Raw genomic sequence first — 24,281 nt, forward strand, 5'->3', positions numbered from 1 at the left:
TGCCAATGAAGACCCACTCGATCGCCCTGATCCCCGGTGATGGCATCGGTCGCGATGTGACCGCCGCCGCCTGGACGGTGCTGGAAACCGTGGCCAAGCACTCCGGCTTTGCCCTGACCGGAACCGAGTTGCCATGGTCCTGTCGTTTCTTCAAGGAAACCGGCCGCATGATGCCCGAGGACGGCATCGAGACCTTGCGCCGCTTCGACGCCATCCTGCTCGGGGCCGTCGGATGGCCGACGGAGGTGCCGGATTCCGTCTCGCTCCATGGACTTTTGCTGCCGATCCGCAAGGCATTCGTGCAATACGCCAACATCCGGCCGCACCGGCTGCTGCCGGGTGTGAGGGGGCCGCTGCGAGCCGAGAGCTTCGATATTCTGTGCATCCGCGAAAACACCGAAGGCGAATATTCCGGCGCCGGCGGACGTGTGCATCAAGGCACGCTGGACGAGGTCGCGGTGGAAACCTCGATCTTCACCCGGGCCGGGGTCGAGCGCATCCTGCGCTTCGGCTTCGAGCAGGCACGGGCGCGGCGCGGCAGGCTGGCTTCCGTCACCAAGTCCAACGCGCAGAAATATTCGATGGTGTTCTGGGACGAGATCACGCGAAAGCTGGCCGCCGACTATCCGGACGTCGACGTGACCAGCTATCATGTCGACGCACTCGCTGCGCGCATGATCATGGATCCGCAGAGCCTCGACGTGGTCGTCGCTTCCAATCTCTTCGGCGACATACTGACGGATATCGGCGCGGCGATCCAGGGCGGGCTCGGCTACGCAGCTTCCGCCAACATCAACCCCGACCGCTCGGCGCCGTCCATGTTCGAGCCGGTGCACGGCTCCGCGCCCGACATCGCCCACCTCGGCATCGCCAACCCGATCGCCGCCATATGGTCGGGCGCAATGATGCTTGAACATCTGGGCGAAAAGGACGCAGCCGGCCGCGTCATGAACGCGATCGAAGCGACAACGGCGCGAGGGGTGGGAACCACGGCCGGCAAAGATCGTACGGACGCCATCACATCCGCCGTTGTCGCGGCGCTCACCTGATTTGCGAGGTCGTTTTCGATGAAAAGCCTGAAAGACAAAACTCTCTTCCGCGAGGCCGGTCTGATCGGCGGCAGATGGGTCGCGGCAGGTTCCGGCAGAACGGTCGATGTGATCGATCCGGCAACACAGATATCGATCGGCACAGTGCCCGACATGGCCGGCCCGGAGGCCCGCGCGGCCATAGAGGCCGCGGCTTCCGCCTATCGGGATTGGAAAAAGAAGACCCACGCCGAACGCGCCGCCATGCTGGAGGCCTGGCATGGTCTGATGCTTAAGCATCTGGACGATCTCGCACTGATCCTGACCACGGAACAGGGCAAGCCGCTGGACGAGGCCAAAGGCGAGATCCGCTACGGAGCGTCCTTCGTCAAATGGTTCGCCGAGGAGGCGCGCCGGATCAATGGCCACACCATCCCCTCGCCTACATCAGACCGCCGCATCATCGTCCTGAAGGAATCCGTCGGCGTGTGCGGCATCATCACGCCTTGGAACTTTCCCAATGCGATGATCACCCGCAAGGTTGCGCCGGCGCTGGCCGCCGGCTGCACGGTGGTGATCAAGCCCTCCGAGTTCACGCCCTATTCGGCGTTGGCGCTCGGCGTGCTCGCCGAACGCGCGGGTATTCCCGCCGGCGTCATCAACATCGTCACCGGCATGCCGGCCGAGATCGGCAACGAGATCATGGCGAATGAGACCGTGCGCAAGATCTCCTTCACCGGTTCGACCAGGGTCGGCTCGCTGCTGATGCGCGGAGCGGCCGACAGCGTGAAAAGGCTCAGCCTCGAGCTCGGCGGCAACGCGCCCTTCATCGTCTTCGACGACGCCGACCTCGACCTCGCCGTCGAGGGGGCGCTGGCGTCGAAGTTCCGCAATGGCGGCCAGACCTGCGTGTGCGCCAACCGCATTCTCGTCCAGGCCGGAGTCTATGACGCCTTCTCCGCCAAGCTCAGCGCCCGCGTCAATGCGTTGACGGTGGGACCGGGCACGCAGCCCGGTGTCGCCATCGGCCCAATGATCAACATGGCGGCGGTCGAGAAAATCAATCGGCACGTCGAGGACGCGCTTGCCAAAGGCGCGACGATCGTCACCGAGAAGCCGGTGCTGCCGGAGGGTCCTCAATATGTCGCCCCGCTGGTGCTGGCCGGTGCGACAAACGAAATGGAACTCGCCAGCGAGGAGACTTTCGGTCCGGTCGCACCGCTTTTCCGTTTCGAGACGGAAGAGGAAGCGGTCGCGCTTGCCAACGGCACACCTTACGGGCTTGCCTCCTACTTTTACACCGAGAACCTGAAGCGCGCCTGGCGCGTCGGCGAGGCGCTGGAGTTCGGCATGGTGGGTCTGAACACCGGCTCGGTTTCGATGGAGATAGCCCCCTTCGGCGGCGTCAAGCAGTCCGGCCTCGGGCGCGAGGGCGCGCAGGCCGGCATCGAGGAATATCTGGAACTGAAGAGCTTCCACATGGGCGGGCTGGGTTAAACCCCAGCCCCGATCACTGGATCCGGTCGAGCGCCTTGTAGTAGAGACCGACCATCGGCAGGAACCAGGGCTTGCCGGAATAGCCGGGAATGGCGGGCCACTCGAGCCCCTTCATCGGATTGCGGTCCGCGCGACCAAGCATGGCATCGGCCATGATCATCCCCAGATGGGTGGAAAGCTGCGCGCCGTGGCCGGAATAGCCCATCGCGTACCAGACCCCGTCATGATAGCCGGCCCGCGGGAAGCGGTCCTTGGTCATGTCGACCAGCCCGCCCCAGCAATAATCGATCTCGACCCTGGCGAGCTGCGGGAAGATCGCCGCGAGGCTTGCCCGCAATATCTGTCCGCTCTTGGCATCGGAGCGCTGGTCCGATGTCGCCGAGAAGCGTGCGCGGCCACCAAAGATCAGGCGCTTGTCCGGCGCAAGCCGGAAGTAGTTGCCGATGTTCATCGAGGTCACGCATGTCCGGTTGCCGGGCATGGTCCCGGCGATCTCGGCGTCGCTCAGCGGTCGCGTGGCGATGATGAAGCTGCCGACGGAAATGATCCTGCGGCGAAAATAGCCGAAATTCGGCGTGGTGTAGGCGCCGGTCGCCACCAGCACATTGTCGGCGCTGATGCGGCCGCGGGAGGTGGTCAGCTGATGCCGCGTGCCCGACTGCCTATGATCCGTCACCGCCGCATTCTCGTGGATGACGGCGCCATGGCGAACCGCGGCCGTCGCCAGCCCGGCCACGTAGCGGCCCATATGCATCATGGCGCTCTTCTTCGACAGCATCGCGCCATGGAAGGGCGAGCCGATCTCGGATTTGAGATCGTTCGGCGACAGCAGCGCCGTATCCGGATCCACCTCGGCATGGACGGCCTCGAAGTTACGGGCGATCGCTTCGAAATGCTGCGGCTTGGAGGCGAGCTTCAGCTTGCCGGAGCGGCGGAAGTTGCAGTCGATACCCTCCTCGGCGACCAGCGCCTCGATCGTGTCGACGGAATCGTCCAGCGCCCGGTAGAGCGCGATCGCGCGCTCCTTGCCGAGTTCCGCCTTGGCCGAAAGATAGCTGTGGGCGAGGCCGTTGTTCAGGTGCCCGCCATTGCGTCCCGACGCACCCCAGCCGACCCGCTCTGCTTCCAGCACCGCCACCTTGGCGCCGGCCTTCGCCAGTTGGCGGGCGGCGGCGAGGCCGGTGAAGCCGCCGCCGATGATGGCGGCGTCGTAGTGTCCCTCGACCGGGCCTTGCGCCCCGCCGGAAAAAACTGGAGCGGTGTCGTGCCAGTAGGAGACCAGCTTCATTTGCAATCCGTCAGTTTCAAAGCCCGACCACGCCCGGAAGACCGGAAATGTCGGCGATCTCGACATAGCCGTAATAGGGGTTGGCCGGCTCGTGGCCGCGATTGACCCAGACCTTGTTCTTGATCCCGAGATCATGCGCCGACATCAGGTCGTAGCGGAAGGAGGACGAGCAGTGAAGAACATCCTCCGGACCACAGCCCAGCCTATCGAACATGTATTCGAAAGCCTTGAAGCGTGGCTTGTAGGCCTGCGCCTGTTCGGCCGTGTAGACGGCATGGAATGGCGCGCCGAGCTTCTCGACATTGGACATGATCTGCGCGTTCATGGCGTTGGAGAGGATGACCAGCGGAATTTCCTTGGCAACCTTCGCCAGGCCAGCTGGAACGTCCGCGTGGGGTCCCCAGGTCGGGACACGCTCATAGACCATCGTGGCGTCGTCCGGGCTGAAGGCAACGCCGTTGCGCTTGCAGGCGCGCTCGAGCGCGTTGTGGACGACGTCGGCATAGGGCTTCCAGTCGCCCAGGATCTCGTCGAGCCGGTAAGCCGCGAAGTTCTTGATGAACGCCTGCATGCGCGGCTCGTCGAGTCGGCTGCCATAGAGGTCACGCGCCGCCTCCGCCATCTGGAAATTGGTCAACGTGCCGTAGCAGTCGAAGGTGATGTATTTGGGCCTGAAAGAAGCCATATCCGTCGATCTCCGGTGGAAGCACATCCGCGTTGGGACGTCTTTCATCATAGGCCGGCAGGAAGCGACCTACCTGACCGAAAAGCGCCTGCCGAAAGCAGAAAGTTCCGTATCCGCGGTTCCGTTTGGCACGCTGTAGCATCTTGAGCGTCGAAGGATGCCGCCGGTCGAGGCGCTAAACGCATCCAGTTCCATAGGGGCCAGCACAAGATGCGGCGCACGCCCTCAGCAACGGCGAATGATACCGCCGAAGTCGAGACCTTCAGACGATCTGCGGCGCACCGATGATCGAGACTTGGGGTCAGACTGAAAGGTGCGTCATGCAGCAAGGCGAGATCGAACTCCAGGACTTCGGGCCGGATCATATCGAGGGTGCAGTCGCGCTATCTCGGCAGGAGAATTGGCCGCATCGCCCGCAGGATTGGCAGATGGCGCTGCAGCTTTCGAGCGGCGCGGTTGCGCTCGACGACCAGGGCCGGGTCGCCGGGACAATCCTGGTAACGCCTTACGGCGCCGATTGCGCCATGATCAACATGGTGATCGTCGACAGGAACGCGCGAGGCAAAGGGCTCGGGCGCCGGCTCATGGAACAGGCCTTCGCCCTTGCCGGCGACCGTCCGCTGCGGCTCGTCGCCACGACCGACGGCATGCCTCTTTATGAGAAGCTTGGCTTCGTGCCCTCGGGCACGATTCTTCAGCATCAGGGCCAGGTGGCAGCGCTTGAGGCTTCCGACGGTGTGGAAGCCGCGGGCGCGCACCATCTGCCGGAAATCAAGGCCCTGGACCGTGACGCCTACGGCGCCGACCGTGAAGCTTTGATCGATGCGCTGGCCGAGCGGGGTGAATTCGCCGTCATCCGCCGCAGTGGCGTCATCGCGGCCTATGCCGCAATCCGCCCGTTCGGACGCGGCGAGGTGATCGGCCCCGTCATCGCCGGAAATGCAGACGACGCCAAGGCCCTGATCAGCTTTTTCGCCGCGTCTCGCCCTGGCGCTTTCCTGCGCGTGGATACCGAAAGCAGGACCGGCATCGCCGGCTGGCTCGGAGAAATCGGCCTCGCTCATGTCGGCGGCGGCGTCGCTATGGACCGTCCGGCCAAGAATGGGGCCGAACAGGCCAGGCCAAAAGTTTACGCCCTCGCCAACCAGGCGCTCGGATAGTCCGGAGGACAACAATGCTCGCCAATTCCCTGATCGAACTCGACCGCGCCCATCTCATCCATCCGGTCGCCTCATATCGCGGCCATGAGGCGCTCGGCGTGCGGGTGCTGAAATCGGCGAAGGGTGCTACCGTGACCGATGCGTCCGGCCGGCAACTTCTCGACGGCTTCGCCGGACTGTGGTGCGTCAATGCCGGCTATGGTCACGACAGCATCGTCGAGGCGGCGGCCCGGCAGATGCGCGAGTTGCCCTACGCCACCGCCTATTTCGATCTCGGCTCGGAGCCCGCCATCCGGCTCGCCTCGGAGCTGGCCGACCGGGCGCCCGGGGATCTCAATCACGTCTATTTCACTCTCGGGGGATCGGACGCGGTCGACAGCACGATCCGGTTCGTCCGCTACTACTGGAATGCCAGAGGCGAGCCTGAACGCGACCAGTTTATTTCCATTGAGCAGGGTTATCACGGATCGTCGGTGGTCGGCGCGGGCCTGACCGCCCTGCCCGCCTTTCATGCCGGTTTCGGCATTCCGTTCGAATGGCAGCACAAGATCCCCTCGCCCTATCCCTATCGCAATCCGGTTGGCGATGACCCGAACGCGATCATCGCCGCATCGCTCGCCGCGCTGAAGGCGAAGATCGAGGAGGTCGGGCCGGAGCGGGTCGCCGCCTTCTACGCCGAGCCGATCCAGGGCTCGGGTGGCGTTATCGTCCCGCCGAAAGGCTGGATCAAGGCGATGCGCGAGCTCTGCCGTGAATACGGCATCCTCTTCATCGCCGACGAGGTGATCACCGGTTTCGGCCGCACCGGCCCCTGTTTGCCTGCACGGAGGAGGATATCGTTCCCGACTTCATGACCACCGCGAAGGGCCTGACCTCGGGCTATGTGCCAATGGGCGCTGTCTTCATGGCCGATCATGTCTATAACGTCATCGCCGATGGCGCAGGCGCCTCGGCGGTCGGCCACGGCTACACCTATTCCGCCCATCCGGTCAGCGCCGCCGTCGCGCTCGAGGTGCTGAAGCTCTATGAGGAAGGCCTTCTGGAGAACGGCGCCAGGGCCGGCGCGCGCTTGATGGCGGGCTTGTCTGCCTTGAGCGACCATCCATTGGTCGGCGATGTGCGGGGTCGCGGCATGCTTGCCGCCATCGAGCTGGTGGTCGACAAAAAGAAGAAAACGCCGCTTCCGGCCTCGGCCATGCCGGCGCGGCGCGTCTTCGACAGGGCGTGGGACAACGGCCTGATCATCCGCGCCTTCGCGCATGGGGTTCTCGGCTACGCCCCACCGCTCTGCTGCACCGACGGCGACATCGATGCGATCATCGAGCGCACGCGCCGGACGCTGGACCAGACGCTGGACGACGCCGATGTCCGCCGGGCGCTTGCATGAAGGGCGACGCATTTTTCGCATCTCGAAATATCGCCGCGGCAGACGATTTCGCAATTTTGTGCCGCTACCTCGCGCCTTTTCGGCGAATCCAGCGCGGGGGAAGTGCCAGACTGCTTTTTAAGACAAGGCCAGAAAGCCCGGATTTCCGGGCTTTTGAAAAAGGCCGACGCCCCGGACAGCACGGAATTTTGTTCTGTTCAGCATCAGTAATTCGGCCGCGCGCAGAGGAGAGCCAGTCTTGGCCAGGGGCTTTAGCGAATTCAAATACATGACCTTCGATGTGGTCGGCACGCTGATCGACTTCGAAGGCGGCATAACAACCTGCCTGGCCGGGATCGCTGCGGAGGCCGGTGTCTCAATCGACGGCGAAGAAGCGCTGGCCCTTTACCGGCAGGCCCGCTACATGCCCGATGCGAACCTGTTCCCCGACGATCTCGCGCGTGTCTACACAGTCATCGCACCGCGGCTCGGCCTGCCGGCCGAGGAGAAATACGGCGCCCGCCTGCGGGATTCGGCCAGCGTCTGGCGAGGCTTCTCCGACAGCAAGGCGGCGCTGGCCGACCTTGCGACGTCCCATAAGCTGATTGCCATGACCAATGCCCGGCGCTGGGCTCTCGACCATTTCGAGAAGCAGCTCGGATCGCCCTTTTTTGCCACCTTCACCGCCGACGATACCGGCACGGAAAAACCGGATCCCGCCTTTTTCCAGAAGGTCTTCGATTTCGTGGCGTCGCGCGGCGACAGCAAGGACGACATCCTGCACGTCGCACAAAGCCAGCATCACGACATCGGCATATCCCGGGCGCTCGGCATGACCAACTGCTGGATCGAGCGCCGTCATGCCCAGAAGGGCTATGGCGGCACGATCGAGCCCGAGCGCTTCACCGTGCCGGACTACCACTTCACCTCGATGGCCGCGTTTGCGGCGGCCGTGCGGGAGAGCATGAAAGAACGAACCTGAACCCAAGCCCGGAAAAGCCGCAGCAAGACGCGCGTCCTGACCAACCAACGAAAGGGGAATGACATGACCGACAAGATCACCAACTGGACCGGAGCAGACGATGCGATGGTCGAAAACGCCATCCGGCGAGGCGCGAGCCGCCGCGAACTCCTCAAGATGCTGCTGGCCGGCGGCGCCGCGGTTGCCGCGGGCGGCGTTGTGCTTGGCCGTGCCACGCAGGCCGTCGCCGCCACGCCGGTCTCCGGCGGAAACTTCAAGGCGGCCGGCTGGTCGTCATCGACGGCCGACACGCTCGATCCGGCAAAGGCATCGCTCTCCACCGACTATGTCCGGTGTTGCTCGCTCTATAACCGTCTGACCTTCCTCGACAAGGATGGCAAGACGCAGATGGAACTGGCCGAAAGCATCGACAGCAAGGACGCAAAGACCTGGACGGTGAAGCTGCGCAAGGGCGTCACCTTCCACGACGGCAAGGACCTGACGGCCGACGACGTCGTCTTTTCGCTCAAGCGCCATCTCGACAAGTCGGTCGGCTCCAAGGTCGCCAAGATCGCCGCACAGATGACCGGCTTCAAGGCGGTCGACAAATCGACGGTCGAAATCACCCTCGCCGATCCGAATGCCGACCTTCCGACCATCCTGGCGCTGCACCACTTCATGATCGTGGCCGACGGCACCACCGACTTCTCCAAGGGCAACGGCACAGGCGCCTTCGTGCTGCAGACGTTCGAACCGGGCGTCCGTTCGGTCGTCACCAAGAACAAGAACTACTGGAAGTCGGGCAAGCCCTATCTCGACTCCTTCGAATTCATCGCCATCAGCGACGACAGCGCCCGGGTCAACGCCCTGCTTTCCGGCGATATCAATTTTGCTGCCGCGATCAATCCGCGCGCAATGAAGCTGCTGCAGAGCCAGCAGGGTTTCGAACTGTCGAAGACGACCTCGGGGAACTATACGGACCTCAACATCCGGCTCGACATGGATCCGGGCAGCAAGGCCGATTTCGTGACCGGCATGAAATACCTCGTCAACCGCGAGCAGATCGTGAAATCGGCGTTGCGCGGCCTCGGCGAAATCGGCAACGACCAGCCCGTCTCGCCGGCGAACATCTTCCACAATGCGGACCTCAAGCCGAAGGCTTTCGATCCGGACAAGGCGAAGTTCCACTTCAAGAAGGCGGGCCTGCTCGGCCAGTCCATTCCGGTGGTCGCCTCGGACGCCGCGACCTCGTCGATCGACATGGCGGTCATCATCCAGGCCGCCGGCGCGGAAATCGGCATGAAGCTCGACGTTCAGCGGGTCCCATCCGACGGCTACTGGGACAATTACTGGCTCAAGGCGCCTGTCCATTTCGGCAACATCAATCCGCGCCCGACGCCGGACATCCTGTTCTCGCTGCTTTACGCCTCCAACGCGCCCTGGAACGAAAGCCAGTACAAGTCCGAGAAGTTCGACAAGCTGCTCGTCGAGGCGCGCGGCCTGCTCGACCAGGCCAAGCGCAAGGAGATCTACGGGCAGATGCAGACCATGATCTCCGAGGAAGCAGGCACCATCATCCCGGCTTACATCTCCAACGTCGATGCCCTTTCCAGCAAGGTGAAGGGTTTGGAGGCGAACCCGCTCGGTGGCATGATGGGGTACGCAATGGCGGAATACCTCTGGCTCGAAGCCTGAGAGGCGCCTGCAGGGGACCGGTCAGCCGGTCCCCTGCACTGCATTGCGCAAGATTGTTTGGCCGAACGCAACCGCAGGGAGCTTCCATGAAGTCTGGGGTTCTAAACCTCGTGCTGAAGCGGCTGGCGATCGCGATCGTCACCCTTCTGATCGTCCTGTTCGCCGTGTTCTTCGCCACCAGCATGCTGCCGGGCGACACAGCGTCGATCCTGCTTGGCCAGGCGGCGACGCCCGAGGCGGTCGCCGGCCTGCGCGAGGCCATGCATCTCAACGATCCGGCGATCCTGCGCTTCCTGCGTTGGCTTGTCGGTCTGCTCCACGGCGATCTCGGTACCTCCTACGCCAACGAAATGCCGGTCGCGGCCCTGATCGGCGGGCGCTTCGTCAACACCATGAAGCTCGCCGGCATCACCACGCTGATCTCGGTGCCGCTGGCGCTGACGCTCGGCATCACCGCCGCCATGTTGCGCGGCTCCGTCTACGACCGCACCGTCACCGTGCTTTCGATCGGCGTGATCTCCGTGCCGGAATTCATGGTCGCGACCCTCGCCGTCCTGCTCTTTGCCGTTTATCTGAAATGGCTGCCGGCGTTGTCTTCGGTCAACGAGGCGCACTCGCTTGCCGACCTCGTGCGCATCTATTCGATGCCGGTGATTACCCTCACCTTCGTCATCTCGGCCCAAATGATCCGCATGACGCGCGCCGCGGTGATCGAAACGCTCTCAACGCCTTATGTCGAGATGGCGCTTCTCAAAGGCGCCTCGCGCAGCCGCATGGTGCTCAAGCACGCCCTTCCGAACGCGCTTGGGCCGATCGTCAACGCGGTCGCGCTCTCGTTGTCCTATCTGGTCGGCGGCGTCATCATCGTCGAGACGATCTTCAATTATCCCGGCATCGCCAAGCTGATGGTCGATGCGGTCGCGACCCGCGACCTCCCGCTGATCCAGAGCTGCGCGATGATCTTCTGCCTCGGCTATCTCCTGCTCATCACGGCCGCCGACATCGTCGCCATCATGTCCAACCCGAGGCTCAGATGACAGTGGCGCGTGCGGCATCCTCCCGACGGTCCTTCCTGGGCCACAGCTACAACCTCGTTGGCGTCGTGGCCTCGCTGGTCATTCTGGCGTGGACGCTGGTCGCGATCTTCGCGCCCTACATCATTCCCCATCCGATCGGCGATATCGTCGACGACGACTATTTCGGCCCGATGCGCCAGGGCCTGTGGCTCGGCTCGGATTATCTAGGGCGTGACATGCTCTCCAGGGTTCTCATGGGCGCACGCTACACCGTCGGCATATCGCTTGCCGCCGTCTCGATCGCCTGCTTTTCGGGGGTCGTGCTGGGGATGATCGCGGCCGTCACCGGCGGCTGGTTCGATACCTGCCTCAGCCGCTTCCTCGACGCCATGAACTCCATCCCCAGCAAGCTGTTCGGCCTTGTTGTCGTCGCCGCGGTCGGCTCATCGATCCCGGTGCTGATCCTGACGCTCGCCGTCATCTACATCCCGGGCGCCTACCGCTTCGCGCGGGCGCTTGCCGTCAACATCAACACCATGGATTTCATGACCGTCGCCCGCGTCCGCGGCGAGAGCACTATCTATCTCATCGGCTCCGAGATCCTGCCGAACATCATCCGGCCTGTGCTTGCCGACTTCGGCCTGCGCTTCGTCTTCATCGTGCTTTTGCTCTCCGGCCTGTCCTTCCTCGGGCTCGGTCTGCAGCCGCCTTTAGCCGACTGGGGCGCGCTGGTGCGCGAGAACATCGGCGGCCTGCCCTTCGCGGCCCCGGCCGTCATCGTGCCGTCGCTGGCGATCGCCAGCCTGACCATTAGCGTCAACCTCTTAATCGACAACCTGCCGCAGAAGATCAGGGACCGGGACGCATGACCAATCTCGTCGAGGTCAGAAACCTTCGGATCGAGGCAAAGACCGACGCCGGACGTCTGGTCGAAATCATCAAGGGCGTCAGCCTCGACATCGCCGATGGCGAGATCGTCGCCCTGATCGGCGAGAGCGGCTCCGGCAAGACGACGGTGGCGCTCTCCCTCATGGGCTATGCGCGGCCCGGCTGCCGGATTACTGGCGGCGAGATCAATGTCAACGGCAAGAACATGGCTGCGCTTACCGAGCGGGAACGCGCCAGGTTGCGCGGCACCGACATCGCCTATGTTCCGCAAAGCGCCGCCGCCGCCTTCAACCCCTCGTCGACCATCATGGAGCAGGTGATCGAAGTCACGCGCATCCACGGCCTGATGCCACCCGAGCAGGCGCGAAAGCGCGCGGTCGAGCTGTTCCGGGCCTTGTCGCTGCCTGATCCGGACGGGATCGGCGCCCGTTATCCGCACCAGGTTTCAGGCGGGCAACTGCAGCGGCTGGCGGCCGCCATGGCGCTGATCGGCGATCCCAAACTGGTCATTTTCGACGAACCGACGACCGCACTCGACGTGACGACCCAGATCGACGTGCTCAAAGCATTCAAGTCGGTGATGAAGGCGGGCGGCATAGCGGGTGTCTACGTTTCCCACGACCTCGCGGTCGTCGCCCAGATCGCAGATCGCATCGTGGTGCTGAAGGGCGGGGAGGTGCAGGAGACCGGCACGACGGCCGGAATCCTTTCGGCTGCCCAGCATCCCTATACACGGGAATTGCTGGCCGCTTTCGAGCCGAAGTCGAGGCAGATACGCGCCGATGAAGATTCCGGACCAAAACCGCTGCTTCGCATCGACAATCTGATAGCCGGATACGGCCCGGTGAAACGTGACGGGCAGCCGGTTATCCGCGCGGTCGATTCCGTCAGCCTGATCGTGGAGAAGGGCCGCAATCTCGGTGTCATCGGCGAGTCCGGTTGCGGAAAATCGACGCTGGCGCGCGCCATCGCGGGCATTCATCCAGCGGCGACCGGCGATATCGTCTTCGACGGCAAGGCACTGGAGCGCGCCGCCCGGAAACGCACTCGCGACCAACTGCGCGAGATGCAGATCGTGTTCCAGTATGCCGATACCGCGCTCAATCCCGCCAAGCCCATTGAGGACATCATCTCGCGACCGCTGGCCTTCTATCACGGGCTCGACAGGCAGGCGCGCTCGAAGCGTGTCGACGAGTTGCTCGACATGGTGCGCCTGCCGAGGTCGCTGCGCTACCGTCATCCCTCGGAGCTCTCGGGCGGCCAGAAGCAGCGCGTGAACTTCGCGCGCGCGCTGGCGGCCGGTCCGAAGCTCATCATCTGCGACGAAATCACCTCAGCGCTCGACACGGTTGTAGCGTCCGCCGTGATCGAGCTGCTCAAGGAGCTGCAGCGCGAGCTGGGGCTCTCCTATATCTTCATCAGCCACGACCTCTCCGTCGTCGAGGCCATCTGCGACGAGATCATGGTCATGTACAATGGTGAGCGGGTGGAGCAGATCACGCCCGACAAGGTCAAGTCGCCCACGCACCCCTATTCCAAACTTCTGTTCTCCTCCGTGCCGAAGCTCGATCCGACCTGGCTCGACGGCCTCGTCCGCGACCCCGAGCTGGTCAGCCAGTACGGCCACCGCTGACCAAACTGACCGTAGGGGATTCGCCGGACTACAGTTGCGAGCAGAGCCGGTAGGCCTCATAGATTGACGAGTAGATGTCCCTGCTGGCGACCGCGTCTCCAATGCGGTGCAGGACGAAGGATCCTGGAGCTTGGAGCCCTTGCACCCCCTTTGTCGCCACTCCCGTCATGAGCGCGATGTCGGTGACGCCCTCATTGGCGGAGCGGGCACGCAATTCCTGATAGATATCTTCCACAGGTGCCGTGCCGCGCTCGACAATGAGTTGGGCCGCGGTCATTTCCGTTTCTGCACCGGTGAGCTCATGCCGGAACCGAGCGGCGATGCCGTTGCCGTGGCGCGCTGCCTTGATGAGCCGCAGATCGCCGACGACCCGGATGCCGAGTTCGGACGCGAGTTTGCGGAAACTGACCCGGTCCGGATAGGGTGTCTCGATCGCAAGGGTGTCGTCAGCCATGGCCAGGCTGACCGCATGTCCCAGGCGGGCAAGATGCAGGGCACAGGATATGGCGGCCTGGCGTCCAGTCTCATCGTAGATGAGCACATCGGCCTTCGCGGGCATGACCCCGGTCAAGATATCCCAGACGCTGTCGCAATGTTCAGCGCCCTCCAGCCACTCCATGTCCGGGATGCCGCCTGTGGCGACGATAACGGCATCCGGTTTCTCGGCAAGCACTCCATCTGCGTCCGCATAGGTGTTGAGACGGACATCCACGCCCAGGCGCGCGAGCTCTTCGGCGCGCCAGTCGACTATACCGATCAGATCCTTGCGGTCGGAAGCCGAGGCCGCAACGAGCACCTGCCCGCCGAGCCGGGCCCCAGCTTCGAACAAGGTCACGCTGTGCCCGCGCTCGGCGGCGACCCGGGCCGCTTCCATCCCGCCCGGACCACCGCCGACGACGACCACCCGTTTCGGCGTTTCGGTCCGGTCAATGATGTGGCTGACGGTCGTTTCATGGCCGCTGGCGGGGTTGTGAATGCAATGGACCTTCTTGTACAGGCAGTAGGACGCGCCGACGCACGGGCGGATGCGGTCTTCTTCGCCCCTCATCACCTTGTTGACGATATGCGGGTCGGCAATATGCGCTCGAGTCATGCCGACCAGATCGACAAGGTTTGCGCGGATCGCGTGCCGCGCCGTGGCTACGTCCCTGATGGCGGCGGCGTGGATGACCGGCAGCCTGGTTTCCCGCTTGAACTGCCCAACCGACGGCAGAAACGGCGCGCTCCTGATAAACATGCCGGGCATATTCTGCTCGGCCAGCGACAAGTCGGTGTCCATGCGGCCGAAGATGCAGTTGAAGAAATCGACATGGCCTCGCGCTCGAACAGCCGGGCGAAGGCAAGGCCTTCCTCGAAATCCGATCCGTCGTCGACCGCCTCGTCGATCACGAAGCGGATCCCGACGGCGAAGTCGTCGCCCACCGCGCGGCGGATCGCTTCGTGAACCATCAGCCCGAAGCGCGCGCGGTTTTCCAGCGAGCCGCCGAAAGCGTCCGTGCGCCTGTTGGTTCTGCGCGACAGGAATTGGCCGATCAGATGGCCGCCGGTGACGGTCTCGACGCCGTCCAGGCCGCCGTCAACGCAGCGCCTGGCGGCACTGGCGTAGTCCTTGACGATCCTGTCGATGTCCGCGGCGTCCATTTCTTTGGGGAAATTCCGGTTTCGCGTCTCGCGGACGCGTGACGGCGCAACCGGGGGCAACCAGTGACCGGCATAGGCAGTAGCTCGCCGGCCGAGATGCGAGACCTGACACATGACCGTCGCGCCGTGGCGATGAATTCGCTGCGACAGCGATTGGAGATGAGGGATGATGCGATCGCTGGAAAGATCCAGCTGACCGCCGCCCCAGCTCGAATCGGGCGACGTCATCGCCGAGCCGCCGACCATAGTCATCGCCAGGCCGCCGCGCGCCTTCTCTTCATGATAGCGCTGATAGCGCTCGAGCGGCAGGCCACCCTCGTCCAGCATTGAGGCATGACTGGTGCTGACGACGCGGTTGCGCAGCGTTAGACCCTTGAGCCGAAACGGCTGAAGCAGTGGATCGCCGGATGTGCTCCCCGCTTGGAATGCCGCTGCCGGCACATGCTGCTCCGAACCATTCATGAGGGTTATAGTTCGCGATTTGCAGGACCGCAGGAAAGCTTGAAAATTGTTGGGGCGGCTATACGCTTGGCGTATGGCTGGCTTCGCAAAACTCGTTCCATCCGCACGCGGACTCCTCGTTTTCGAGGCCGCTGTCCGTTCAGGAAGTTTCACGGCTGCAGCGCGCGAGTTCAACGTCACGCAACCCTCGATCAGCCGCAGCATCGCTCAGCTGGAGGCCGATCTCGGCGTGGCTCTGTTCACGCGCGGTCCAACGGGATTGTCCCCGACCCCGGAGGGGCGCGCCCTCTATTCGGCTGTACGGGAAGGATTTGACGGCATCGAGGAGGCGATCGGCACGATCAAGCGGAACAGTGCCGCAAAGCCGGTGGTTACCCTTTCGCTCTCGAGCTCTCTCGCTACGCACTGGTTCGTTCCGAGGTTAACGGCGTTCAACACGCGATTTCCCGACGTGGACCTGAGGTTCGAACTCATCGCCGGCGTTCTGCGAGGACCCGCCGAGAATGTCGAGCTTGCCACCAGAATCCTGGCCGACGACGACACCCACTATCACCGCTGGGCCTTCTCGCCGGAAATCATCGTTCCGGTGTGCAGCCCATCCTATCTGTCGCACCACGGCCGCTTGAACCATGACTCGGACGGCGAAGGTCATATCCTGCTTCATCTCACCGACGCCAAGGAGCAGTGGCTGGACGCCTGGGGCAGCGTAGCCCACCGCAAGACCAGCAGGGCGAAATGGCTCGAATTCTCGGACTACGCGGTCGTGCTTCAAGCCGCGATGAACGGAGAAGGCGTGGCGCTCGGCTGGCTCAGCAATGTCTCAAGGGCACTGCTTCAGGCAACGCTCGTTCCGGCCTCGGACAGGCAGATCAACACCGGACGGATCCATGAATTGATTGCACCTCGCTCACGGCCAGTGCGGCCGATCGTCTCCGATATCCGCGCCTGGATGATCGCCGAGATGCAAGCCGAGTTGAAAGCGTTGCGCGCACTATTGCAGCCCGGGGTCCTGTAGCCCGGACCGCAGCAGACAACTGCAGCGCCCGGGCACAGCTACCCGCTGACTACATGGGAAACAGGCTGGGCAGCGGCATGTGCGATTTGACGATCGGCGACTTCAGCACCACGAAGCTGAAATACTTGTCGATGCCGATATCCATATCGGTCAGCCGCTCCATGATCGTCTGGTACTCGCCAATCCCGGCGGTCACGAATTTCATCAGATAGTCGTAACCGCCCGACACGAGGTGGCATTCGATGACCTGATCGATCTTCTCGACGACGGCGAGAAAGCGGGCAAAGTCCACCTGGCGATGGTTCTTCAAGGTGATTTCGGTGAACACGGTCAGTGTCTGGCCGAGCTTGCCGATGTTGACCTGCGCGGAATAGCCCTCGATATAACCTTCCGACTGGAGCTTCTTGACCCGCATCAGGCACGGGCTCGGCGACAGGTGCACCAGTTCGGCCAATTCCACATTGGTGATGCGGCCGTTCTTCTGCAATTCATGCAGAATCTTGATGTCGATCCGATCCAGTTTCACGTCCATCTCCGAAGAACGCAAGCCACAGCACAAAATGCCGCCACTTCTCTAGCCGTGACACTACCACAGCCCGCAGGCCTGTCTATCCGATGGGCCTGCTCTGACACGCAGGGACTCTCGATTTCATTGCGCGCTACGGAATAAAATTCTGCCTGAAGCATAACTGCGGCAGCGGCTGCCTGCGCAACGCGCTAGATTCGAGCCTCAAAGGCAGAGAGAGGACCATGCGCGCGCCGCTGCAACAGATCGAGACATCCGACGAACTGCCGCAATCCGCGGATGCGGTGGTGATCGGCGGCGGCATTGTCGGCGTCTTCGCGGCCTACTACCTGGCTAGGCGCGGCTTGAAGGTCGCGCTTGTCGAAAAAGGACGCATCGGCGCCGAGCAGTCCAGCAGGAACTGGGGATGGTGCCGCCAACAGAACCGCGACGCCCGCGAGCTGCCGATGGCGACGCGCAGCCTCGATCTCTGGGAGCGCTTTGCGGCCGAAAGCGGCCAGGACACCGGCTTTCGCCGCTGCGGCCTGCTCTATCTCAGCAATGACGAGGCGGAACTGGCCGGCTGGGCGCGCTGGCGTGACTTCGCCAGAACAGCGGGCGTCACCACGCACATGCTCGACAGCGCCGAGGCCAGCGGGCGGGGCCGCGCCACCGGCCGTACCTGGAAAGGCGGCGTCTTCTCGCCGACCGACGGCACCGCCGATCCGTCGCAGGCCGCGCCAGCGGTCGCCCGCGCCATCGTCCAGCTTGGCGGCACGGTGCATCAGAATTGCGCCGCGCGCGGTATCGAGACCGAGGGCGGTCGCCTGTGCGGCGTGCTCACGGAAAGCGGTACGATCCGCACGAAGGCGGCGGTTTTGGCCGGTGGCGCCTGGGCGTCCTCCTTTTGCCGTCAGTTCGGCTTCCGCTTCCCGCAGGCCTCGATCCGCTCCTCCATCCTGTCCGTCTCGCCCGGCGCGGGGGGCTTGCCGGATGCGCTACACACGGCAAAAATCTCGGCGACGCGGCGCGGTGACGGCGGCTACACGCTCGCCATAAGCGGCCGCGGACGCGTCGACGTGACGCCGCAGCAGCTGCGCTTCGCTTCGCAGTTCGTCCCCATGTTCCTGAAGCGCTGGCGCAGCCTCGCGCCCGGCGGGTTGCAGGGGGTGCGCTCAGGCCACGAAACGCTCCAACGCTGGCGGCTCGACCGGCCAACGCCGATGGAGCGGATGCGTATCCTCGATCCGATGCCGGATCAGGCGACCATCCGCCTGACCCATGCCCGCGCGCTCGAGCTGCTGCCTGCGCTGCGGCAGACGAAGATCAGCGCGGCCTGGGCGGGCTACATCGACAGCACCCCGGACGGCGTGCCGGCCATCGGCGAGATACACGCCGTTCCAGGCTTCTTCCTGGCTGCCGGATTTTCGGGTCACGGCTTCGGCATCGGACCCGGTGCCGGGCACCTCGTCGCCGATCTTGTCACCGGGTTGGAGCCGATCGTCGATCCGAAATCCTACGATCCGCGGCGTTTCGATGCTTCGGCGTGGGGCAAGGTCGCCGACTTCTAGTTTCAAACGCGACATTCCGACATCGCTTGGCAGGTGAACCCTCCGGATTTGCATCAGCTCTCCCGAAGAAAGGCGCCGATGGGGGCAGGCCGGATGGGGGCCTGCCCGCGAAACCGGCCGACATCCTCGGGCCTACAGCCGGCGTGGGCTGCGATGAGTTCGGCGGCTGCCAACTGGCAATAACGCCCCTGGCAGCGCCCCATGCCGACGCGCGAGAGCGATTTCACCCTGTTGGCCTCGCCGCCGCCGAGAGTCGTGCCCTCGCGCACGGCCCCGGCAGTGACGTTCTCGCAGCGGCAGACGATCGTATCGTCGGGAAGCGCCCTCACCATCGCGCCTGGCCAAGGAAAGGCCTGGGCCAGACCGCGGGCAAAGCGCTCGAGCCGTGCGAGCCTGCGCAGGTCGGCGCCGACGGAGGGCACCGGGCTTCCAAGATCGGCAAGGCACGCCGCCGCGGCAAGGCGCCCGGCGATCTCCGCGCCGTCCGCCCCGAGAGGACGAGCCCCATCACCGGCCAGGTAGATGCCATTGCCGGCCCGTCCCATCCGGTCGGTCTTCGGGAGCCACTGCCGCCATTGCTCGTCATAGGTGAAGGCGCATCCCGCAAGGTCAGTCAGATGAGTCTCCGCCCGCAGGTGCCAGCCGATCCCGATCATGTCGCATGGGGTGACGCGCTCCCGGCCGCCGGCGTCGCGCCAGCGCATCCCGGTGACACCCCGTCCATCGGCCTCGATTTGCAAAGGCGTCACGCCAGCGTGGTAGCGGCGACCAAGCCGCGCCCGCAGGGCCAGCCCGCGCAACGCCACGATTGGTCGGGCGGCAAGTCCCCAGAACCCGCGCATCTGCTGGCGCCAGGAAGAGGTGTCGAGCACCGCCGCCACATCCGCTCCGGCCTTGAGGAGTTGCATGCCAACCAGCGTCAGCAAGGGGCCCGACCCGATAAGCACGATGCGCCGTCCGAGTGCGACGCCCTGCGCTTTGAGCGCGATCTGCGCCGCGCCAAGGCTGTACACGCCGGCGTTCTGCCAGCCAGGGATCGGGGCGACGCGGTCTGAAGCGCCGGTGGCGAGGATCAGGCGGTCGTAGAAGACGACCTCCGCGCCGCCCTCCCCCAGCACATGCAGCCGCCCCTCATGCACTGCGATGACGGAGCTGCGCGCGCAATAAGTGAGCCGCCCTTCATCGGCCATCCGGTCGAAGAGCAAATGCAACGCGCGAGCCTTGTCCGCCTCAGAGCCGTACAGTTGCTCCGGAGTTCGGACGAACCCGGCAGGCGGGCGGCGATAGATCTGCCCACCCGCGCGGTGCCCTTCATCGATCACCACCGGATGGAGCCCGGCGTCGACCAGTGTCGCCGCGGCCCTTATGCCGGCGGGGCCCGCACCTACGATCACGATGCGCGGCGATGAGGGCTCGCTCACGGCCAGTTCTCCGGCGGCGTCGTGTGCAGCCGCATGCCTTCGACGACAAGAGTTGTGCACGCACGCAGGCGCGGTCCCCCTTCTTGCCATACCCAGCAGTCCTGGCAGGCTCCCATCAGGCAGAAACCTGCTCGCGGCTCGGGACCGAACTCGGAACTCCGCAGCGCATGTCCTGAAGCCAGCATTGCCGTCAGCACGGTGTCGCCGTCCAGCGCGTTGCGCGTCTCACCGTCGAGAAGGAATTGCACCTCCTCGCGATCGCGCTCGGCCAGCCGGACGATGCGGCCGACCGTGATCATTCGGCGGCCTCTCGTACCGGCCCCGGACGAGGCAGCTCGGGAAAACGTTCGCAGACCGCCTCGAAGGCCGCTTGGACGCCTTCCGGCCCGGAGCGACCTTTCATGCGGCGAAAAATCTCCGTCTTGGCGAAGAACCGCCAGTGGATCGGCAAGGCGTCCAGCAGAGCGTGGAGCCGGTCATAGGCGGCCGGCGTCCACTGCGCTTCGTAGCTGTCGCGCTCCGGCCCGAAATGGAAATGGCCGACGGACGGAGTGTGCCTCGCGCGCAGCCGCTCCGTCGCGCGCTCGTCGACTTCGCCGCCGCGGATAACGACCCCGTAGTCGCTTTCGGCTGCGGCCGGCGAGAGATAGCCGCGCCGCACATCCTCACCGACCCGCCAGGGCTCGCGCTGAAACGGGTCGCCGCGTCCGCCGCCGCCGGCGGATCGGATCTCGAGCACGTCGCCCGGCTGCAGCACCGCCGTGTCGATGTTGCCCAGCCGCCGCTCGCGGCCGGTGCCCGGATTGACGACCATGTCCGACAGGCCGGCCGCCTTGCCGCCCAGCACGCCCCAGGGACGGAAGAAGCTGCGGTCGCGATTGCGGGCCGTAATCCGGGAGTCGGGGGCAAAGACACGAAAAGCCATCTCGGTCGCCAGCCCGCCGCGCCAGCGGCCCGCACCGCCGCTGTCCTGGGCGAGCCCATATTTCACGAACTCGACCGGCGTCTCGGTCTCGGTGATCTCGATCGGCGTGTTCTTGAGATAGGCAGCATCGGCGCCCGATCCATTGGTGCCATCGCGATGCGGCATCGCGCCGCCGCCACCCACGACGGGGTTGACCGCCGCGATGACGCTCCTGCTGGTGCGCTCATCGATGGTCATGACGTTGACGATGCAGTTGTTGCCGGCCGGCGCCGCCGGCAAGCGCTCCGGCAGCACCTGTGAGAAGGCCCCGAAGATGACCGAGCGCAGCCGGGCGCAGGTGAGCGAGCGCATGCCGACGGCGGCGGGATGGACGGGGTTCAGCACCGAACCTTGCGGCGTGATGCAGGTGAACGGCCGGGTGAGGCCCGCGTTGAGCAGGATTTTCGGGTTGAGCGTGTAGAGCACGTAATAGACGCCGACCAAAAGCATCGTGTGGCGCGGGTCGCCGCCCGAAGGCACGTTGAGCGAGGAGCCGAGCTGCGGATCGGAGCCGGTGAAGTCGAGCACGGCCTCATCGCCTTTGATCGTCAGCGTCAGCTTCAGCCGGCAGGGATTGGCCTCGACCGAATCCTCATCGGCATAGTCGGCGAATTGCCAGGTGCCGTCGGGCATGGCGCGCAGCACGGCCCGCGCCTGCGCCTCGGCATGGTCGAGAAGAGCTGAAACGCCTTCGACGAAGCCGGCCTTGCCGAACTTCTTCACCATCGCCTGGATCTTGCGCTCGCCGGTGTTGAGCGCGCCGACCAGCGCCTTGATGTCGCCGATGTTGAGGTCCGGCTTGCGCACATTGGTGCTCATGATCCTGAGGATCGTCTCGTCGAAGACGCCTTCCCTCACCAGCTTCATCGGCGGAAAGCGGATGCCTTCCTGATGGATTTCGGTGAGCGCGCGGCTGAGCGAAGCCGGCACAGCCCCGCCCATGTCGGTGTTGTGGATGTGCCCTCCCGTCCAGGCGACGATCTCGCCGTCGACGAAGACCGGCTTCCACAAATGCGTGTCGGGTGCGTGCGTGGCGACGTGGCCGGAATAGGGATCGTTGGTGAAGGCGACGTCTCCCGGCCGATAGTCGTTCACCATGGCGATCGCACGGTGATAGGAAAGCCCGGGGTACCATGTGGCGCCGAGCTCCATCGGGACGGCGAAGGTCGCTCCCGAGCGGTCCATCAGCATCACCGTAAAATCCTGCGTCTCCTTGACGAAGGCGGAGTGCGCGGTGCGGTGCAGCGTGTGGGCCATGTTCTCGGCCGCCGCGCGGGCATGGTTAGCCAGAACCTGAAGATTTGTGCGGTCGAACAAGGCGTCACTCCGCGAAAGTCAGTACGAGATTGAGGTGGCGATCGACCCGCGCCTGCGTTCCGGCGGGGAGGGCGAAGGTGGTATCTTCCTGCACTACCACCGCAGGCCCGTGAAACGCGCTGCCCGGCACCAGGGTCTGGCGGTCATGGAGGTCGACGGTCTCGACGGTCAGACCGGTATAGACCGGCACCCGGCGCGCCGGATGGGTCGGGACGTCGATCTCCTCGGTCTCGGGGAAGGAGAGCGCCGGACCTGCGCCTATCGCGGACAGCCGTACATTCACAAGCTCGATCGCGCCGTCCGGATCGTGGAAGTCGTAGAGCTGCTCATGGGTGCGGTGGAATGCCTGCTCGATCGCGGCCGCGTCGCCGTCCGCCAGCCATTGGGGCGAAAGGACAACCTCGATCTCATAGCTCTGGCCGAAGTAGCGCATGTCGCAGGAGAGTGTGAGTTGCGCGGCCGCATCGTGCCCCTGCGCCGCAAGCCAGTCGCGGCCCTCCTGCGCCAGCGCCTCGAAGGCCTCGCGGATTCCGGGAAGCGACGCGCCGGATAGCGGGCTGAAGATGGTGCGGATGAAGTCCCCGCGCAGATCAGCCACCAGCCCACCCAGCGCCGATACCACGCCGGGGCGGCGGGGCGCCATGACGCGCTTGATGCCGAGCTCGCGGGCCAGGAAGGCGCCGAGCATCGGGCCGCCGCCGCCGAATGGCATCAGCGTGAAATCGCGCAGATCGACGCCGGCGCGCGAGGCGAGCTTCTCAACCTCGACGAACATTTCCGACACCGCGATGTCGAGGATCGCCTGCGCGGTCTGCTCGACCGGACGGCCGAGCCGGGCGGCAAGCTCGCCGACCACGCGATGCGCCAGTTGGGTCTCGATCCTGAGCTGGCCATAGGCCATCTCCCTATGGCCGAGCCATCCGCACACCACCATGGCGTCAGTTACCGTCGCCCGCTCGCCGCCACGGCCGTAGCATGCAGGTCCCGGCGTCGAACCGGCCGATTCCGGCCCGACCCGCAGCACTCCTTGCGCGTCGACGCTGGCGATCGAGCCGCCGCCGACGCCGATCGAGCTCACCGATACGGAAGGGATATGGAGCGGAAATTCGCCGATCAGCTCGCCGGTGCCGAACTGCGGCTCGCCGTTTATGATGAGCGCGAAATCGGCCGAGGTCCCGCCGATGTCGAGGGTGAGAACCTTATCCTCGCCGGCCTGACGCGCCAGCCACGAGGCGCCGATGACGCCGGAGGCCGTTCCCGACAGCAGCATATTCACGCAGGCGCGCTTGCCTTCGGCGGCGTTCATCAGCCCACCGTTCGACTTCGTCAGCATCGGCCGGGCCGGCACGCCGCGATGCTTCAGCCGCTCTTCCAGCGCGGTCAGATAGCCAGAGACGCGCGGATGGACATAGGCATTGAGAATGGCGGTCGAGCTGCGCTCGTATTCGCGGATGACCGGCCACACCTCGGCGGAGGTGAAGACGAAGAGGTCGGGCGCCAAGCGCGCGATCGCCGCCTTGACCGAAGCCTCCTGCGCAGCGTTGCGCCAGGAATGAAGGAAGGACACGACGATCCCCTGCGCCCCGTTCGCTTTCGCGGCCGCGACCGCGCTCTCCACCGCCGCCGTGTCGGGCACCTGGGATTCGTTGCCATCGGCCAGCATGCGGGCCGGAATGCCGAAGACCATGTCGCGCGAGATCAGCGGATCCGGCCGCGCGCAGAACAGCGAATACATGTCCGGCATGCGAAGCCGCGCGAGCTCGATCACGTCCTCGAAGCCGGCATTGGTGAACAGCGCCAGCGGCGCGCCCTTGCGCTGGATGATCGTGTTGATACCGACGGTCGTGCCATGCACGAAGCGCGTCATCTGGGTCGGGTCGAAGCCTTCGCGTTCGGCCAGCAAGGTGAGCCCCGTCATCAGCTCGGCACCCGGATCTTCCGGCGTCGTCAGCACCTTCAGCGAAGCGACGCGTCCGGAGTTTGCTTCGAGCGCGCAGAAATCGATGAATGTCCCGCCGATATCGACGCCGACCTTCCAGTCGGCCTTCTTCAGCGCCTCATCCGTCGCAGTGGCTCCATCCATGGTGCGTCCCTTTCCGTCTGCTCGGAAACTCGCACGAGCGGACAGTCACGGTCCAAGATGGATGATGGGCAGGAATATAAGTCGT

General features: G+C 64.7%; 19 protein-coding genes and 1 pseudogene. 11 read left to right on the forward strand and 9 right to left on the reverse strand.

Annotation, left to right across the window (positions count from 1 at the left end):
- Nucleotides 1–5: 5 nt before the first annotated feature.
- Nucleotides 6–1,049 (forward strand): tartrate dehydrogenase, encoded by a 1,044-nt coding sequence (locus EJ078_RS08445; RefSeq protein WP_095825752.1) that lies wholly within the window; start codon nucleotides 6–8, stop codon nucleotides 1,047–1,049.
- 18 nt (nucleotides 1,050–1,067) lie between these two features.
- A complete protein-coding gene (locus EJ078_RS08450; protein WP_127214251.1) occupies nucleotides 1,068–2,525 on the forward strand; it encodes an NAD-dependent succinate-semialdehyde dehydrogenase in 1,458 nt (485 codons plus the stop codon).
- A gap of 13 nt (nucleotides 2,526–2,538) precedes the next feature.
- On the opposite strand, the gene EJ078_RS08455 is transcribed toward EJ078_RS08450, so the two are convergent.
- The gene (locus EJ078_RS08455; RefSeq protein ID WP_127403590.1) at nucleotides 2,539–3,813 is read right to left on the reverse strand and encodes an FAD-binding oxidoreductase; all 1,275 of its coding nucleotides are present in this window, start codon (nucleotides 3,811–3,813) and stop codon (nucleotides 2,539–2,541) included.
- A 16-nt stretch (nucleotides 3,814–3,829) separates the two neighbouring features.
- Nucleotides 3,830–4,498, reverse strand: coding sequence for a haloacid dehalogenase type II (locus EJ078_RS08460; RefSeq protein WP_067327464.1), 669 nt, complete (start codon nucleotides 4,496–4,498; stop codon nucleotides 3,830–3,832).
- A gap of 320 nt (nucleotides 4,499–4,818) precedes the next feature.
- Here EJ078_RS08460 and EJ078_RS08465 point away from each other — a divergent pair, with 320 nt between their 5' ends.
- The 7 genes and pseudogenes from EJ078_RS08465 to EJ078_RS08495 all read left to right on the forward strand — a co-directional run bounded on the left by EJ078_RS08465 (nucleotide 4,819) and on the right by EJ078_RS08495 (nucleotide 13,217).
- On the forward strand, nucleotides 4,819–5,658 hold the full coding sequence (locus tag EJ078_RS08465) for a GNAT family N-acetyltransferase (RefSeq protein ID WP_095801047.1): 840 nt from the start codon (nucleotides 4,819–4,821) through the stop codon (nucleotides 5,656–5,658).
- 14 nt (nucleotides 5,659–5,672) lie between these two features.
- Nucleotides 5,673–7,045: pseudogene (locus tag EJ078_RS08470) on the forward strand (aspartate aminotransferase family protein).
- A 238-nt stretch (nucleotides 7,046–7,283) separates the two neighbouring features.
- Nucleotides 7,284–8,006, forward strand: coding sequence for an HAD-IA family hydrolase (locus EJ078_RS08475; RefSeq protein WP_127214255.1), 723 nt, complete (start codon nucleotides 7,284–7,286; stop codon nucleotides 8,004–8,006).
- A gap of 63 nt (nucleotides 8,007–8,069) precedes the next feature.
- Nucleotides 8,070–9,680, forward strand: a complete 1,611-nt coding sequence (locus EJ078_RS08480; RefSeq protein ID WP_095776349.1) for an ABC transporter substrate-binding protein — start codon at nucleotides 8,070–8,072, stop codon at nucleotides 9,678–9,680.
- 86 nt (nucleotides 9,681–9,766) lie between these two features.
- The gene (locus EJ078_RS08485) at nucleotides 9,767–10,717 is read left to right on the forward strand and encodes an ABC transporter permease (RefSeq protein ID WP_066989177.1); all 951 of its coding nucleotides are present in this window, start codon (nucleotides 9,767–9,769) and stop codon (nucleotides 10,715–10,717) included.
- A complete protein-coding gene (locus tag EJ078_RS08490) occupies nucleotides 10,714–11,565 on the forward strand; it encodes an ABC transporter permease (RefSeq protein WP_066989179.1) in 852 nt (283 codons plus the stop codon). Before EJ078_RS08485 ends, EJ078_RS08490 begins: the two co-directional genes overlap by 4 nt.
- On the forward strand, nucleotides 11,562–13,217 hold the full coding sequence (locus EJ078_RS08495) for an ABC transporter ATP-binding protein (protein ID WP_095776350.1): 1,656 nt from the start codon (nucleotides 11,562–11,564) through the stop codon (nucleotides 13,215–13,217). The genes EJ078_RS08490 and EJ078_RS08495 overlap by 4 nt, the downstream gene beginning before the upstream one ends.
- 28 nt (nucleotides 13,218–13,245) lie before the next feature.
- Here EJ078_RS08495 and EJ078_RS30805 read toward each other — a convergent pair whose 3' ends face one another.
- Together EJ078_RS30805 and EJ078_RS30810 are read right to left on the reverse strand one after the other, a co-directional pair.
- Nucleotides 13,246–14,463: an FAD-dependent oxidoreductase gene (locus EJ078_RS30805; protein WP_311202803.1), complete on the reverse strand. Its 1,218-nt coding sequence runs from the start codon at nucleotides 14,461–14,463 to the stop codon at nucleotides 13,246–13,248.
- Entirely contained in the window at nucleotides 14,358–15,299 is a 942-nt protein-coding gene (locus EJ078_RS30810; protein ID WP_306462661.1) for a hypothetical protein, read from the reverse strand. The genes EJ078_RS30805 and EJ078_RS30810 overlap by 106 nt, the downstream gene beginning before the upstream one ends.
- A 94-nt stretch (nucleotides 15,300–15,393) precedes the next feature.
- Here EJ078_RS30810 and EJ078_RS08505 point away from each other — a divergent pair, with 94 nt between their 5' ends.
- The gene (locus tag EJ078_RS08505; RefSeq protein WP_067327442.1) at nucleotides 15,394–16,335 is read left to right on the forward strand and encodes a LysR family transcriptional regulator; all 942 of its coding nucleotides are present in this window, start codon (nucleotides 15,394–15,396) and stop codon (nucleotides 16,333–16,335) included.
- A gap of 49 nt (nucleotides 16,336–16,384) precedes the next feature.
- Here the strand turns inward: EJ078_RS08505 and EJ078_RS08510 are convergent, their stop codons facing one another.
- Nucleotides 16,385–16,861 carry an Lrp/AsnC family transcriptional regulator gene (locus EJ078_RS08510; RefSeq protein ID WP_066989429.1) on the reverse strand — a complete coding sequence of 159 codons (477 nt, stop codon included), beginning with the start codon at nucleotides 16,859–16,861 and terminating at the stop codon, nucleotides 16,385–16,387.
- A 224-nt stretch (nucleotides 16,862–17,085) separates the two neighbouring features.
- On the opposite strand from EJ078_RS08510, the gene EJ078_RS08515 reads away from it, so the two are divergent.
- Complete coding sequence (locus EJ078_RS08515) at nucleotides 17,086–18,411, forward strand: FAD-binding oxidoreductase (RefSeq protein ID WP_127214259.1); 1,326 nt, start codon at nucleotides 17,086–17,088, stop codon at nucleotides 18,409–18,411.
- Nucleotides 18,412–18,464: 53 nt separating this feature from the next.
- Here the strand turns inward: EJ078_RS08515 and EJ078_RS08520 are convergent, their stop codons facing one another.
- From EJ078_RS08520 to EJ078_RS08535, 4 genes are read right to left on the reverse strand one after another with little or no spacing between them, the layout of a single operon-like run.
- Nucleotides 18,465–19,832 carry an FAD/NAD(P)-binding oxidoreductase gene (locus EJ078_RS08520; RefSeq protein ID WP_127214261.1) on the reverse strand — a complete coding sequence of 456 codons (1,368 nt, stop codon included), beginning with the start codon at nucleotides 19,830–19,832 and terminating at the stop codon, nucleotides 18,465–18,467.
- The gene (locus EJ078_RS08525) at nucleotides 19,829–20,131 is read right to left on the reverse strand and encodes a (2Fe-2S)-binding protein (protein ID WP_095801057.1); all 303 of its coding nucleotides are present in this window, start codon (nucleotides 20,129–20,131) and stop codon (nucleotides 19,829–19,831) included. Before EJ078_RS08525 ends, EJ078_RS08520 begins: the two co-directional genes overlap by 4 nt.
- Nucleotides 20,128–22,113 (reverse strand): hydantoinase B/oxoprolinase family protein, encoded by a 1,986-nt coding sequence (locus EJ078_RS08530; RefSeq protein WP_127214263.1) that lies wholly within the window; start codon nucleotides 22,111–22,113, stop codon nucleotides 20,128–20,130. Before EJ078_RS08530 ends, EJ078_RS08525 begins: the two co-directional genes overlap by 4 nt.
- A 4-nt stretch (nucleotides 22,114–22,117) precedes the next feature.
- Nucleotides 22,118–24,196: a hydantoinase/oxoprolinase family protein gene (locus tag EJ078_RS08535; protein WP_127214265.1), complete on the reverse strand. Its 2,079-nt coding sequence runs from the start codon at nucleotides 24,194–24,196 to the stop codon at nucleotides 22,118–22,120.
- Nucleotides 24,197–24,281: the final 85 nt, after the last annotated feature.

Source organism: Mesorhizobium sp. M1A.F.Ca.IN.022.06.1.1 (assembly GCF_003952605.1).
In the GTDB taxonomy this organism is placed as follows: domain Bacteria; phylum Pseudomonadota; class Alphaproteobacteria; order Rhizobiales; family Rhizobiaceae; genus Mesorhizobium.